Genomic DNA, 14,458 nt, shown 5'->3' with positions numbered 1-14,458 from the left:
GGGAGGGGCACGGATGCCCGAGAAGAATGGGCGCCGGGCGAAGCGGGGGGACAGCGGGCGGAACCGGCTGCTCGTCATGGCCGTCGTCCCGCTCGCGCTGGCGGCCGTCGCCGCCGTGGGCGTCCGCTGGAACAGCACGCACGGCGGCTCCTCCTCCTCGGCCGCCTTCACCGTGGCGCGGGCCTCCGCGACCGGCAACGGTCCGGGCAACGCCTACCGGGTCGAGGTGGAGGACGGTTCGGGCGTCGATCCGGACACGGCCGCCGCCAAGATCGCGGGCATCCTCGCCGCACCGCGTGGCTGGGCGCACCGCGGGGAGCACACGTTCCGCCAGGTCGCCGAGGGGCCCGCGGGCCTGGTCATACGGATCGCCACCCCGGAGACCACCGACCGGATCTGCGGAAAGAGCGGCCTCGACACGCACGGCGAGGTCAACTGCCGCGTCGGCGAAGTGGTGATGGTCAACCTCAAGCGCTGGCAGACCGGTTCACCCGAATTCGACGGACCCCTGGCCGAATACCGCGCCCTCATCATCAACCACGAAGTCGGCCACTGGCTCGGCCACGGCCACGAGACCTGCCCCGGCAAGGGCCGCCCCGCCCCCGCGATGATGCAGCAGATCGACGGCCTGAAGGGGTGCGTCGCGAACGCCTGGCCGTACGACACGAAGGGGAAGTATCTCGGCGGCCCTCCCGTGCCGTAGGACCTGTCGTCAGCGGCCCCGGTACACCAGCCGGCCCGCCGCGATCGTCGCCACACAGCTCCCCGCGCCCGCCGCCAGCAGGGCCGCCTCGTCGGGCGCGTCGAAGGCGGCGAGATCCGCCCGGCCCCCGGCGGTGAGCGGAGCCGCCATCGCGTCGGCCACCGAACCGGCCCCGGCCAGCGGGTCGATGACGGGCTCGCCGCCCGTGGACGGGGACGGGGGCACGGGCAGGGACGAGGGCACGGGCGGGCCGAGGACCGTGAGGCCGGACCGGCGCGCGGCCGTGAGCAGGGCGGGCGGCGCGGTGGGGGCCGCGGTCAGCGCGGTCGTGCCGTGCCGGAGCATCCGGTGCAGCCCGCGCCGCACGCTGCCCGCCCGCCAGGTGTCCTCGGGCCCGAGGGTGTCGAGCGCGGCACCGGTCAGGGGTTCGGTGCCCAGGGCGCCCGCCTCGCGCGGGTCGGGGAAGTACCACTCCCGCAGCAGCCGGACCGCGTCCCGCTGCACCAGGCCCGGGGTCAGGACACCCGGCCAGCGCCGGACCCGGGCGGCGGGGTGGGCGGCGGCCAGCTCCTCGTACGGTCCGAAGGCGGCGACCACCGCGTCCCGCACGGCCACCGCGCCGCCGGGCACGGGTGCGCGGCCGCCGCCCGGCAGCAGCAGGGCGGCGGCGTGGATCGTCAGCAAGGCGGAAGGCCCTAGTTGGCGTTCAGGAGCTTGAGCTCCGGGTGGGCCGTGCCGCCCTCGATCGCGACGGACGAGATGTGCGAGACGACGCGCTCGTCGACCGGGTCGTTCGCCGGGTCGTCGTGCACGACGAGGTGCTCGTAGGTGGTGGCGCGCTGGGCCGGGACCCGGTCCGCCTTGCGGATCAGGTCGATGATCTCCAGCCGGTTGGAGCGGTGCTTGGCACCGGCCGACGAGACGACGTTCTCCTCCAGCATGATCGAGCCGAGGTCGTCCGCGCCGTAGTGCAGCGACAGCTGGCCGGCCTCCTTGCCGGTGGTCAGCCAGGAGCCCTGGATGTGGGCGACGTTGTCCAGGAAGATCCGGGCGATGGCGATCATCCGCAGGTACTCGAAGAGCGTGGCCTGCGTCTGCCCCTTCAGCTTGTTGTTCTCCGGCTGGTACGTGTACGGGATGAACGCGCGGAAGCCGCCGGTGCGGTCCTGCACGTCGCGGATCATGCGCAGGTGCTCGATGCGCTCGGCGTTCGTCTCGCCCGTGCCCATCAGCATGGTGGAGGTGGACTCGACGCCGAGGCCGTGCGCAATCTCCATGATCTCCAGCCAGCGCTCGCCGGACTCCTTGAGCGGGGCGATGGCGGTACGCGGCCGGGCCGGCAGCAGCTCGGCTCCGGCGCCCGCGAAGGAGTCGAGACCGGCGGCGTGGATGCGGCTGATCGCCTCCTCGGCTGAGACCTTGGAGATCCGTGCCATGTGCTCGATCTCGGAGGCGCCGAGCGAGTGGATGACCAGTTGCGGGAACGCCTTCTTGATCGCGGAGAAGTGCTCCTCGTAGTACTCGACGCCGTAGTCCGGGTGGTGGCCGCCCTGGAACATGATCTGCGTGCCGCCCAGCTCGACCGTCTCCGCGCAGCGGCGCAGGATGTCGTCCAGGTCCCGCGACCAGCCCTTGGCGGTGTCCTTCGGAGCGGCGTAGAACGCGCAGAACTTGCACGCCGTGACGCACACGTTCGTGTAGTTGATGTTGCGCTCGATGATGTACGTCGCGATGTGCTCCGTGCCCGCGTACCGGCGGCGGCGCACGGCGTCGGCGGCCGCGCCCAGGGCGTGCAGCGGCGCCGAACGGTAGAGGTCGAGCGCCTCCTCCGGAGTGATCCGGCCGCCTTCGGCGGCTCGGTCGAGGATGGGCTGAAGGTCGGCCTTCTCGGTCACCGGGCTGTCACCTTTCGGCGGTTTTTCAACGGATCTACGGACCGGTTCAGCGTACGCCAGCGCTCTTGCCCGTCAGCCGCCGGACCGGGTCAGCGTGCCGTACGGAAGTCCGGCGCCCTTCTCGTCGGAGCGGAACCGCAGGGTGCCGTCGGAGGCGCGGGTGAAGTGGAGGTCGGAGGGTGTGGTGGTGCAGAAGCCGGCCGTGCTCGCCCGGTCGGGGTCGGCCCGTTCGCGCAGTTTCAGCTCCTGATCGGTACCGGAGGTGAGGGCGGCGACGCTGTAACAGGTGATCTCCACGCCGAGAGTGGAGACCGAGGTCGTCAGGTGGACCACGTCCGTACCCTTGCGGCCCTTCTCGAACACCGCCGTGAGCGTGCCGTGCGGTTCGCCGGTCGTCTTCTCGGTGAGCGGTCCCTTCCAGGTGCCGACGAACTCCTCGGGCACCTCGCCGACCTGGTCCGCGCCCGTGGTGGCGGAGTCGGCGGGCGGGGAGGGCTCGTGCGACGCGGAGGGGCGCGTGGCGGTGGCGGACGGGGTGCGGCCGACGTCGCCGTGCCCGACGCTGCTGCTGTCGCCCCCGCCGGGCATCAGGTCCAGGAGGAAGGCACTGCCCACGGTCACCGCGGCCACCGCCCCGGCCACCGCGAGCGCGACCGTGCAGCTCACCTTGCGCCCCTGGGCCCCGCCCGTCCCCGCAGCCGTGCCGAGGGTGAACCTGCGCTCCCCGGTGCGCTGCCCCGGCAGCCCGGCGGCCTCCGCGGCCCCCTCGGCCCCGGCCGTGGGCGGGTGCGGCGGGTCGACCGGCGGGCCGAAGACCCCGAGGGCGGCGGCCGGGGCGGCCGTGCCGAAGGAGGGGTTGCTGAAGGGCACCGGGCCGGACTGGACCGGCGCCTCCTGCGGTTCCAGGTCGAGCAGCGCGACCGCCGACCGGCTGACCTCGCGCACCAGCGGGCCGGGCAGCCACCCCGCCGCCACCGCGGCCGCCGCGCCGCCGGGCGTCAGCTCCCGGGCCAGCTCGGCCGGGGTCGGCCGCCGGGCCGGGTCCTTCTCCAGGCAGGCGGCGACCATCTCGCGCAGCCCGCCCTCCAGGTCGCCCAGCTCCGGCTCCTCGTGGACCACCTTGTAGAGGAGGACGGCGGAGGAGTCGCCGAGGAAGGGGGCCGAGCCGGTCGCCGCGTACGCCAGGACCGCGCCCAGCGAGAAGATGTCGACCGCCCCCGAGATGTCGGCGCCCCGGATCTGCTCGGGCGCCATGTAGCCGGGCGAGCCGACGGAGACCCCGGTGGACGTCAGCGAGGCGGTCGCGTCGATGGCGCGGGCGATGCCGAAGTCGATCAGCCGGGGGCCGTCGAGGGCGAGCAGGACGTTGGACGGCTTCACGTCCCGGTGGATCAGGCCCCGCTCGTGGACGGCGGCCAGCGCCTCGGCGAGCCCGGCGCCCAGCACCCGTACCGCGTGTTCGGGCAGCGGGCCGTGGTCGGTGACCGCGGCGGAGAGCGGCGGCCCGGCCACGTAACCGGTGGCGACCCACGGGACGGGGGCGTCCGGGTCGGCGTCCAGGACGGGCGCGGTCCACTGGGCGCCGATCCGCCGGGCCGCCTCCACCTCGCGCCGGAACCGGGCGCGGAACTGCTCGTCGAGCGCGAAGTGCGGATGGACGACCTTCACGGCGACGGTACGGCCGCCCGCGCTGCGCCCGAGATAGACGCGGCCCATGCCGCCGGCACCGAGTCTGCCGAGCAACCGGTAGGCGCCGATGCTCAGCGGTTCCCCGGCTTCCAGCGGCTGCATATAAGGACTCCCCCTGTGAACCGGCCAGGCCTTGGACCGAAGCCTAGTTCGTGTCCGTGAAGTCTCGTCCGGGCACGGGAGAAACCATCCGCCTATTTCGCCCCCAAGGGAACGAACAGCGTCATTCCCCGCACCGAAAGGCGTGAATGCGCCGGTCCCCCGGCGGCCGATTGCGGGAGGCGGCGGGGACGATTGCGGGAGAGATCGGGGGCGTATCCCCGATGTCTCCCGCTATCCGCCATTCACCGCGCCTTCACCCGAATCGAAAAGGGATTCCAGTGGCACCGCGGTCCGCTCAGCCGCCGAGCAGCTCGACCTTCACGTCCGCCGGGAAGCCCGCCTGGGCACCGGTCCGGCGGGCGAACTCCTCGACGCCCGCCAGCTGCGCCGGGCCGAAGCGGAAGTCGAGCGTCGTGAAGTAGCGCTCCAGGACCTCCGCGTCGAAGGCCTCCCAGCGCGCCGCCTGCTCGGCGACCTTGGTGACCTCTTCGAGGGACAGATCGCGGGAGGCGAGGAACGCCTCGTGCACCTGCTTCACCGCGGTGGGCTCGGCCGCCAGGTAGTCCTTGCGCGCGGCCCAGACGGCGAAGACGAACGGCAGGCCCGTCCACTCCTTCCACATCGCGCCCAGGTCGTGGACCTGGAGCCCGAGGCGGGGCGCGTCGTGCAGGTTGGCGCGCAGCGCGGCGTCGCCGATGAGGACGGCCGCGTCCGCCTCCTGCATCATGACGCCCAGGTCGGGCGGGCAGGTGTAGTAGTCCGGGTTGACGCCGTACCGCTCGGCGAGCAGCAGGCGGGCCAGCCGTACGGAGGTGCGGGAGGTCGAGCCGAGCGCCACCCGGGCCCGGTCCAGGTCCTCCAGGGGGCGCTGCGAGACGATCACGCAGGACATGACGGGGCCGTCGCAGCCGACCGCGATGTCGGGGAAGGCGACCAGGTCGTCGGCGTTGCGCAGGAACTCCACCAGGGTGACGGGGGCGATGTCCAGGTCGCCCCTGACCAGTTGCTCGCTGAGCTTCTCCGGGGTGTCCTTCGACAGCTCCAGGTCGAGCAGGGTTCCGGTCCGTGCCAGCCCCCAGTAGAGGGGAAGGCAGTTGAGGAACTGGATGTGGCCGACGCGCGGCCGGGGGCGACGGTCGTCGACCGCGGCGTTTGAAACGGTTGAATTGTCCACATCGCGAGGCTAGACCTGTCGCCGCCCAGGGGCCTCACCGGGGGCGTACGGCGCCGTCCGATCCGCCCCATCGGCGGTGTGTCCGCAATGGCCGGCCGGACCCCGGAAGGCCCTCCGGGACCGTTCATCGGCACGGCAATCAAACATCCGGGTGAAGTGATCTTTCCCTCTACCCCTCCGTACATGCTGCGTGCTAGGCTCGACGCCAAGTTGCAGTTTGGTTTCCCTTGCAGTACAGAGCCTGCGGAGCATGTGACCCCGCAGGCTTTTGTAGTTTTCAGACTTCATTGCAGGTTCTGGAGCAGGGCAACCCTTTGGCCCAAGGAGGGCTTATGGCTACCGGAACCGTCAAGTGGTTCAACGCTGAAAAGGGCTTCGGCTTCATCGCCCAGGACGGCGGCGGCCCGGATGTCTTCGTCCACTACTCCGCGATCAACGCGTCCGGGTTCCGCTCCCTCGAGGAGAACCAGGTCGTGAACTTCGACGTCACTCAGGGTCCCAAGGGACCGCAGGCTGAGAACGTCACCCCGGCCTAGTTGCCCGGGTCGGCCGATCGCGGCCGGTAAGAGCAGTACCCAAGGAGCCCCGCTCCTCCGCGTCGGCGGAGGGGCGGGGCTCCTGCCCGTGCGGCCCCGTTCCGGCCGTCCCTTGACCTTCACACCGTGTGAGGCCGTGCAGTGGGAGGCGTCATGTTCACCATCGGAGACTTCGCCCGGTACGGGCGGGTGTCGGCCCGCATGCTGCGTCATTACGACGAGATCGGGCTGCTGCACCCCGACCGCACCGACCCCTCGACCGGCTACCGCTACTACGGTGCCGCCCAGCTCGCCCGGCTCAACCGGATCATCGCGCTCAAGGACCTCGGCTTCACGCTCCAGCAGGTGGGGGCGGTCCTGGACGAGGCGGTGGGGCCGGAGGAGCTGCGGGGGATGCTGCGGCTGCGCCGGACGGAGCTGGAGGCGGCGATGGCCGCGGCGGCCGCGCGGCTGGCCCAGGTCGAGGCGAGGCTCCGGTCGATCGAGAGCGAGGGACGCATGTCCACGAACGATGTCGTGATCAAGAAGGTCGCGGCGGTACGGGTCGCGGAGCTGACCGGGGTGGCCGGCGGCTACGAGCCGCGGGACATCACTCCGGTGATCGCCCCGCTGTACGACCGGTTGTTCCCCCTCCTCGGCGAGGCGGGGATCAGCCCGGCGGGCCCCGGGATCGCCCGCTACGAGGACGCCCCGGACGGCGGCGGCAAGGTCGTCGTCCACGCCGGGGTGACGGTCTCGGCCCCGGTGGGGCCGCTGGGTGACACCGGGATCACGGTGGTCGAGCTGCCGCCGTTCGAGGCGGCGACCGTCGTGCACCGGGGTTCGATGGACGGCGTGCTGCCGACGTCCCAGACCCTGGCCCGCTGGATCGACGCCAACGGTTACCGCTCGGCGGGGTACGCCCGGGAGATCAGCCTGGAGTGCCCGCCGGACCGGGAGCAGTGGGTGACGGAGCTCCAGGAGCCGGTCGTCCGGGTGTCGGCCTGACGGAAGGGGGCCGCGCCTCCTCGCGAGGGGCGGCCCCCTTCTCCTTTTCCCTTACGCCCCCACGCAGAGCCCGTCTCCCTTACGCCCCCGCCCAGAGCCCGTCCGGGGTCAGTCCCAGCAGGTCGATCGCGTTGCCCCGGACGATCCGGTCCACGACGTCCGGGTCCAGGTGGCCCATCTGCGCCTCGCCGACCTCGCGGGACTTGGGCCAGGTGGAGTCGGAGTGCGGGTAGTCCGTCTCGTACAGGACGTTGCCGACCCCGATCGCGTCAAGGTTCCTCAGTCCGAAAGCGTCGTCGAAGAAGCAGCCGTACACGTGGTCGGCGAACAGCTCCGACGGCGGCCGGTGGACCTTGTCGGCGACCCCGCCCCAGGCGCGGTTCTCCTCCCAGACCACGTCGGCGCGTTCCAGGATGTACGGGATCCAGCCGATCTGGCCCTCCGCGTACATGATCCGCAGGTTCGGGAAGCGTTCGAACTTGCCGCTCATCAGCCAGTCGACCATCGAGAAGCAGCAGTTGGCGAAGGTGATGGTGGAGCCGACGGCCGGCGGGGCGTCGGCCGACGTGGACGGCATCCGTGACGACGAGCCGATGTGCATGGCGATGACCGTGCCGGTCTCGTCGCAGGCCCGCAGGAACGGATCCCATTCGTCCGTATGAATGGACGGCAGGCCGAGATGTGGAGGTATCTCGGAGAAGGCGACCGCGCGCACGCCGCGGGCCGCGTTGCGCCGGACCTCCTCGGCGGCCAGGGCCGCGTCCCACAGCGGGATCAGGGTCAGCGGGATGAGCCGGCCCCGCGCGTCGGGCCCGCACCACTCCTCGACCATCCAGTCGTTGTACGCCCGCACGCCGAGCAGGCCCAGTTCGCGGTCCTTCGCCTCGGTGAAGGTCTGTCCGCAGAAGCGGGGGAACGTCGGGAAGCAGAGGGCGGACTGCACGTGGTTGACGTCCATGTCGGCCAGCCGCTCCGGCACGGAGAACGAACCGGGACGCATCTGCTCGTACGTGATCACTTCGAGCTTGATCTCGTCCCTGTCGTAGCCGACGGCGGTGTCGAGCCGGGTGAGCGGGCGGCGCAGATCCTCGTACACCCACCAGTCGCCGACCGGGCCCTCGTCGCCCTTCGCACCCATCACGGGCGCGAACCTGCCGCCCATGAAGGTCATTTCCTTGAGCGGTGCGCGGACGACGCGCGGCCCGGAATCCGCGTACCTGGACGGGAGCCGGTCCCGCCAGACATGAGCGGGCTCCACCGTGTGATCGTCCACCGAGATGATCTTCGGGAAGGTCTCCATGCGTTCCACGGTAGCGCCGATCTGACGAACCGTCAGCTATTCGGACGCGGCCCCGTTCCACAATCGTTGTCGAAGGCTTGTGCAGAGAGTCATCCGCTGCTGACGCGTCGACCCTTCACAAGGCAGACTGTTGACGGCGATATCAACGGTATGGAGCAATCCGGACGGTCTGGTACCGATCAGGACGAAGCAACCATGCCGGGCCGTGCGCAGGCAGGACAGGAGGCAGCAATGGGCCGTGACGACGGGCCACGGGTACGTGTTCCGGAGCAGCGGACCCCGGAGCGGGGGCCGGCGGACGAGGCCGTGCTGCGCTTCTCCGTACTCGGTCCGGTACGGGCCCGGCGGGGCGGCGAGACGCTGGCGCCCGGTTCGCCGCAGCAGCGCGCGCTGCTGACGGCGCTGCTGCTGCGCGGCGGGCACACGGCGACGGCCGCCGAGCTCATCGACGCGATCTGGGGCGACGAACCGCCGTCGCAGGCGCTGGCCGCCGTCCGCACGTACGCCTCCCGGCTGCGCAAGTCGCTGGGCACCGACACCCTGGCCAGCGACTCCGGCGGCTACGCGATACGGACCGGGCCCGACGCCCTGGACCTGACCGTCGCTCAGGAGCTGGCGGCCGGCGCGGAGAAGGCGCGGGCGGCGGGCGACCGCAACGAGGCGCGGGCCCTGCTGAACGAGGCGCTCGGCCTGTGGGACGGCGAGGCGCTGGCCTCGGTGCCGGGCCCGTACGCGGAGTACCAGCGCACGCGTCTTGAGGAATGGCGGCTCCAGCTCACCGAGACCCGTCTCGATCTGGACCTGGAGGCCGGCTGCCACGCGGAGGCGGTCTCCGAACTGACCGCGCTCACCGCCGCGCACCCGCTGCGCGAACGGCTGCGGGAACTGCTGATGGTGGCCCTGTACCGCAGCGGCCGGCAGGCGGAGGCGCTCGCCGTCTACGCGGACACCCGCAGGCTGCTCGCCGAGGAGCTGGGCGTCGACCCGTGCGCGGAGCTGGGCCGCCTCCAGCAGCGCATCCTGCGCGCCGACGAGGAACTGGCCCGCCCGGCGGACGAACCGGCCCCGGCCGCCGCGCCGGTCCGCCCGGCCCAGCTGCCCGCCACCGTCCCCGACTTCACGGGCCGGGTCTCCTTCGTCCACGAGCTGAGCGACCGGCTCGCCAGTGCGGAGGGCTCCGTGATGGCCGTCTCCGCGCTCGCCGGCATCGGCGGCGTCGGCAAGACGACCCTCGCCGTGCACGTCGCCCACCAGGCCCGCAAGCACTTCCCGGACGGGCAGCTCTACGTCGACCTCCAGGGCGCGGGTGCACGGGCCGCCGAACCGGAGACGGTGCTCGGCGCGTTCCTGCGGGCGCTCGGCACCTCGGACTCCGCCATCCCGGACACCCTGGACGAGCGGGCCGCGCTCTACCGCTCCACGCTCGACGGCCGCCGCGTCCTGATCCTCCTGGACAACGCGCACGACGCGGCCCAGATCCGCCCGCTGCTCCCCGGCACGGAGGGGTGCGCGGCGCTGGTCACCAGCCGGGTCCGGATGGTCGACCTGGCGGGCGCGCACCTGGTCGACCTGGACGTGATGTCCCCGGAGGAGGCGCTCCTGCTGTTCACCCGGATCGTCGGCGAGGAACGCATCACCTCCGAGCGCGAGGCCGCGCTCGACGTGGTCGCCGCCTGCGGCTTCCTCCCCCTGGCGATCCGCATCGCCGCGTCCCGCCTGGCCTCCCGCCGCACCTGGACGGTCTCCGTGCTGGCCGCCAAGCTCGCGGACGAACGCCGCCGGCTGGACGAGCTCCAGGCGGGCGACCTCGCGGTGAAGGCCACCTTCGAACTCGGCTACGGCCAGCTGGAACCGGCCCAGGCCCGCGCCTTCCGCCTCCTGGGCCTCGCGGACGGCCCGGACATCTCCCTGGCCGCCGCCGCCGCCCTCCTCGACCTGGACCCGCACACGGCGGAGGACCTCCTGGAGGCCCTGGTCGACACGTCCCTGGTGGAGTCGGCGGCCCCGGGCCGCTACCGCTACCACGACCTGGTCCGCCTGTACGCCCGCTCCTGCGCGGAGCGGGACGAGCAGGCGCCGGGAGAGCGGGAGGAGGCGCTGTCGCGGCTGCTGGACTTCTATCTGGCGACGGCGGCGGGGGTGTACGCGCTGGAGCGGCCGGGGGACCGTGCGGTCGCCCATCTGGTGTCGCCGGACCGGCCCGGCCTCGAATTCACCGACGGGCACGAGGCGGTGGACTGGCTGTACGGCGAGGCCAACGCCCTGCTCGCCTGCGCGCACCAGTGCGCGTCGAGCGGGATGCTCCGCCGTGCCGTGGACCTGCTCTGCGCGGCGAAGGATCTCGCCGAGTCGGGTGCCAACTCCCGTCAGTACGAAACGACCGGAACGGCGCTGCGTGACGCGGCGCGAGCGGCACGGGACCCCCGCTCCGAGGCGCGCGCCCGTGCCTCGTTGTCCACGGTGTACCTCGTGTCCGGCCGCTTCGCGCTGGCCGACGAGGAGGCCATGCACGCGATGGAACTCGCCAGGGCCTCCGAAGACCCGATCCCCGCCTGCTGGGCCCCGAACGACCGGGGCATCATCGCGTTCTACCAGGGGCGGCACACGGACGGTGAGAAGTTCCTCCAGGCGGCGATAGACAATTACCGCGCGGACAGGAACCTGGTCGGTGAGGCCTCCGCGTTGTGCAATCTCTCCAGAATCCATGTGGACATGGGGCGTGTGGCCAGCGCCGTCGAACTGGCACAGCAGGGGACGGCCATCTTCGACGGCATGGGGCTGAGCCTGCGAACTGCCAATGGCAGATTCGCACTTGGTATCGCACTCACCCGGGCCGGAAGGTCCGCCGACGCGCTGGAGCAGCTGGCGGAGGCACTGCGCGTTTTCCAGGGCAATCGGCAGCGCCTGTGGGAAGGCTCCACCCATTTCCGTATCGCCGAGGCCCACTTGGCGGCCATGCGCCCGGCGCAGGCTGCCCAGCACGCCGAGCAGGCCCTTGCCCTGCGGGTCATCGGGGGCGAGTGGATGCGCGGCAATGTCCTGACCACGCTGGGACGCGCCCTGCGGCACCTCGGCCAGATCGACCGGGCCCGCGCCTGCTGGCACGAGGCCCTGTCCATCTACGAGCAGACCGGTGCCGCCGAGGCGGACGAGGTACGCGGGCTCCTCGCTCCGGCAGCCGCAGCCTGAGGGCCCATCCCCCCTCACCGGCACGTGGCCGACGGCGTTCATCGAACGTTTATCGCCACTCGTCAGTCTTATCCCCATCGATCCGTCGCGTCGGGGGGCAGGCGGGTTGCGAGGGGAACCGCACCGCTAGGGTGAACGGCCCCGATACGCCCGTCCGGCGGCCTACGGGGGAGCTGCCGGATGGGCGTCGCCGACCGAACACGCCAGACCTCTGGGAGATAAAACATGAGCGATGCACTTAAGCCCAAGACCGGCGAGGCCACCACGCAGGAGAACCACGCGGGCAGCCCCGGCGACGGGAAGGTCACTCCGCTGGAGAACCACGCGGGCAGCGTGGCCGAGAACATCGCCACCCTGGAGAACCACGCGGGCGGCGCCCCGAAGGACATCCTGAAGCCGCAGGAGAACCACGCAGGGTCCGAGAAGGCCTAGCAGGCTCTCTCGACGGGGGCACGGGGGGAACGGCCGCGGCGGCGCGGAGGGGGAGCCGTCGCGGCCGCCGCGCGTCCGGGCACCCCTCGGTTTCCGTGCCGGCCACCATGCGCCTCTCGCCGGCACACCCGACCAGGCCTATAGCATTGTGAATGCTATAGTGACTTCATGGATGACAGCTCCGACTTCCGACTCGGCGACGGCCCCAGCAGTGGGATCTCCGTGACCCTCACCGCCGGAACACTCCACGCGATCCGCGAGCGGGTCGGGAAGCGCGGTGTCTCCGCATACCTGGAAATGGCCGCGCAGCGCCAGATCGAACGGGACAACCTCGATGAGCTCCTCGCCGAGTTCGAGAAGGTCAACGGCCCGGCAGATCCGCGTGCGGTGAGCGGCAAGCGCACCAGGCTCACGGGCAGCAGCACACCCGAGCCGGGGACGGCCGCGTGAGCGGGGCTCTGGTCCTCGACAGCGAGGGACTGGCGCAAGCGGTCCTGCGAGGCCGGGAGGTCCAGGAGTGGCTGGAGGCGGCTCGCGATGCGGACCTTCCCGTGGTCACCTCCGCCGCCGTCCTCGTCGAGGTGATCCATCCGCGGATCAACCGCGCCGCACTGGACTTGACGCTCTCCCGCCTGCGGGTCGAACCGCTCAGCCAGTCGATCGCACACTCTGCGGCAACGCTGCTCCAGAACGCCGGACTGCACGGCCACAAGTACGCCATCGACGCGATGCTCTGCGCGACCGCACTGACCTACCCGGGTCGAGTCACCGTCCTCACGTCCGACGTGGAGGACATCGAACTGCTCACAGCGGACCATCGCCGAGTGGTGACGGAGAAGGTCTGACCGTTCAGGTGCCGCTCACCGCGCGCCTCCGCAGCTCCCCCTTCACCACCTTGCCGCTCGCGTTGCGCGGCAGCTCCGCCACGAACTCCACCGCCCTCGGCACCTTGTAGTTGGCCATTTCGCGGCGGGACCAGGCGATCAGGTCGTCCGCCGTCACCGTGGCGCCCGGCCGGCGCACCGCGTACGCCTTGCCGACCTCGCCCAGGCGGGGGTCGGGGACGCCGATGACCGCGACGTCGGCGACGTCCGGGTGGAGGCCCAGGAGCTGTTCGATCTCCGCGGGGTAGGCGTTGAAGCCGCCCACGATGAACATGTCCTTGATCCGGTCGGTGATCCGCAGGTTGCCCGCCTCGTCCAGGACGCCCACGTCGCCGGTGCGCAGCCAGCCGTCCGGGGTGATCGTGGCGGCCGTGGCGGCGGGGTCCTCGAAGTAGCCGCGCATGACGTGGAAGCCGCGCACCAGGATCTCGCCGGGTTCGCCGGGGGCGGCCAGGACGCGGAGTTCCGTGCCGGGTATCGCGCGGCCGGAGGTGGCGGCGATGGTCTCCGGCGGGTCGCCCCGGCGGCACATCGTCACGATGCCGCTCGCCTCGGAGAGGCCGTACGCGGTCAGGACCGTGGCGATGTGGAGTTCGGTGCGCAGGCGGTTCACCAGTTGCAGCGGGACCACCGCCGCACCCGTCACCACCAGGCGCAGGGCCGAGAGGTCGTGGGCGGCGCGGGCCGGGTGGTCCAGGAGGGACTGGTGGAGGGTGGGCGGGCCGGGGAGGACCGAGACGCGTTCGGCGGCGATGTTGGCGAGGACCGTGTCCACGTTGAACACCGGCTGCGGGATCATCGTCGCGCCGCGCATCAGGCAGGCGAGGACGCCCGCCTTGTAGCCGAAGGTGTGGAAGAACGGGTTCACGATGAGGTAGCGGTCGCCCTCGCGCAGGCCCGCCAGCTCGCTCCAGACCGCGTAGCAGCGCAGGGTCTGGGCGTGGCTGATGACCGCGCCCTTGGGCCGGCCCGTGGTGCCCGAGGTGTAGATGATGTCGGAGGGGGCGGACGGGGAGATGGCGTCCGCGCGGGCGCGGACCGCCGCCGCCGGCACCCCCTCCCCCGCCGCCAGGAAGTCCTTCCAGGTGACGTAGTCCTCGGGTGCGGTGTCGGCGAGGACCACCACCTTCTCCAGGTGCGGGAGCCCGGTGGCCGCGCGGCGCAGGGACGCCACGTACGACGTACCGAGGAAGGTGCCCGTGACGAAGAGCAGCTTCGCGCGGCACCGGTCGAGGACGTACGCCGCCTCCGCGCCCTTGAAGCGGGTGTTCAGCGGGACGAGGACCGCGCCCGCGGTCACCGCGCCCAGCGCGGAGACGATCCAGTCCAGGGTGTTCGGCGCCCAGACCGCGACCCGGTCCCCCGGCTCCACGCCGGAGGCCATGCACGCGGCGGCGGCCCGCTCCACGCGTGCGCCGAGTCCGGCGTACGTGAGGCGGGTGCGGCCCTCGACCACGGCCTCCCGGTCGCCGTACCGCTCGGCCGCCGCCCGGACCAGCTGGGCGACGGTGGACCATTCCTCGTCTCCGCGCATCTCGTTCCCTCCTGCGTCAGGGAGCTGACTAAC

The 14,458-nt window shown here is 72.0% G+C and carries 12 protein-coding genes and 1 pseudogene; 7 read left to right on the top strand and 6 right to left on the bottom strand.

The annotated features are described in order from the left end of the window. Positions 1–160: 160 nt before the first annotated feature. Positions 161–703: pseudogene (locus tag P8A18_RS20110) on the top strand (DUF3152 domain-containing protein); the annotation flags it as partial. Positions 704–712: 9 nt separating this feature from the next. On the opposite strand, the gene P8A18_RS20105 reads toward P8A18_RS20110, so the two are convergent. From P8A18_RS20105 to P8A18_RS20090, 4 genes are all read right to left on the bottom strand, one after another. Beyond that, positions 713–1,387 carry an imidazolonepropionase-like domain-containing protein gene (locus P8A18_RS20105; RefSeq protein ID WP_306056361.1) on the bottom strand — a complete coding sequence of 225 codons (675 nt, stop codon included), beginning with the start codon at positions 1,385–1,387 and terminating at the stop codon, positions 713–715. 11 nt (positions 1,388–1,398) lie between these two features. Then, on the bottom strand, positions 1,399–2,598 hold the full coding sequence (gene mqnC, locus P8A18_RS20100) for a cyclic dehypoxanthinyl futalosine synthase (protein WP_306056359.1): 1,200 nt from the start codon (positions 2,596–2,598) through the stop codon (positions 1,399–1,401). 72 nt (positions 2,599–2,670) lie between these two features. Next, complete coding sequence (locus P8A18_RS20095) at positions 2,671–4,389, bottom strand: serine/threonine-protein kinase (RefSeq protein WP_306056357.1); 1,719 nt, start codon at positions 4,387–4,389, stop codon at positions 2,671–2,673. 295 nt (positions 4,390–4,684) lie between these two features. Further along, the gene (locus P8A18_RS20090; RefSeq protein ID WP_018553485.1) at positions 4,685–5,563 is read right to left on the bottom strand and encodes a menaquinone biosynthetic enzyme MqnA/MqnD family protein; all 879 of its coding nucleotides are present in this window, start codon (positions 5,561–5,563) and stop codon (positions 4,685–4,687) included. A gap of 332 nt (positions 5,564–5,895) precedes the next feature. Between P8A18_RS20090 and P8A18_RS20085 the strand changes: the two genes are divergently transcribed. Both P8A18_RS20085 and P8A18_RS20080 read left to right on the top strand, forming a co-directional pair. Next, positions 5,896–6,099 (top strand): cold-shock protein, encoded by a 204-nt coding sequence (locus P8A18_RS20085; protein WP_003967102.1) that lies wholly within the window; start codon positions 5,896–5,898, stop codon positions 6,097–6,099. Positions 6,100–6,252: 153 nt separating this feature from the next. Beyond that, a complete protein-coding gene (locus P8A18_RS20080; protein ID WP_306056341.1) occupies positions 6,253–7,086 on the top strand; it encodes a MerR family transcriptional regulator in 834 nt (277 codons plus the stop codon). A 79-nt stretch (positions 7,087–7,165) separates the two neighbouring features. Here the strand turns inward: P8A18_RS20080 and P8A18_RS20075 are convergent, their stop codons facing one another. Beyond that, positions 7,166–8,386: an amidohydrolase family protein gene (locus tag P8A18_RS20075; RefSeq protein WP_306056339.1), complete on the bottom strand. Its 1,221-nt coding sequence runs from the start codon at positions 8,384–8,386 to the stop codon at positions 7,166–7,168. 231 nt (positions 8,387–8,617) lie between these two features. Here P8A18_RS20075 and afsR point away from each other — a divergent pair, with 231 nt between their 5' ends. The 4 genes from afsR to P8A18_RS20055 all read left to right on the top strand — a co-directional run bounded on the left by afsR (position 8,618) and on the right by P8A18_RS20055 (position 12,852). After that, entirely contained in the window at positions 8,618–11,575 is a 2,958-nt protein-coding gene (gene afsR, locus P8A18_RS20070) for an SARP-family global regulator AfsR (RefSeq protein ID WP_306056338.1), read from the top strand. 225 nt (positions 11,576–11,800) lie between these two features. Then, positions 11,801–12,007, top strand: coding sequence for a hypothetical protein (locus P8A18_RS20065; RefSeq protein ID WP_306056336.1), 207 nt, complete (start codon positions 11,801–11,803; stop codon positions 12,005–12,007). Positions 12,008–12,175: 168 nt separating this feature from the next. Further along, positions 12,176–12,457, top strand: coding sequence for a hypothetical protein (locus tag P8A18_RS20060; protein ID WP_306056334.1), 282 nt, complete (start codon positions 12,176–12,178; stop codon positions 12,455–12,457). Then, complete coding sequence (locus P8A18_RS20055; protein WP_306056332.1) at positions 12,454–12,852, top strand: type II toxin-antitoxin system VapC family toxin; 399 nt, start codon at positions 12,454–12,456, stop codon at positions 12,850–12,852. Before P8A18_RS20060 ends, P8A18_RS20055 begins: the two co-directional genes overlap by 4 nt. A gap of 4 nt (positions 12,853–12,856) precedes the next feature. Here the strand turns inward: P8A18_RS20055 and P8A18_RS20050 are convergent, their stop codons facing one another. Further along, on the bottom strand, positions 12,857–14,425 hold the full coding sequence (locus P8A18_RS20050; RefSeq protein WP_306056330.1) for a FadD3 family acyl-CoA ligase: 1,569 nt from the start codon (positions 14,423–14,425) through the stop codon (positions 12,857–12,859). Between the last annotated feature and the right edge of the window lie 33 nt (positions 14,426–14,458).

Source organism: Streptomyces sp. Mut1 (assembly GCF_030719295.1).
GTDB classification, from domain to species: domain Bacteria; phylum Actinomycetota; class Actinomycetes; order Streptomycetales; family Streptomycetaceae; genus Streptomyces; species Streptomyces castrisilvae.
This window is presented reverse-complemented; position numbering and strand designations above follow the sequence as displayed.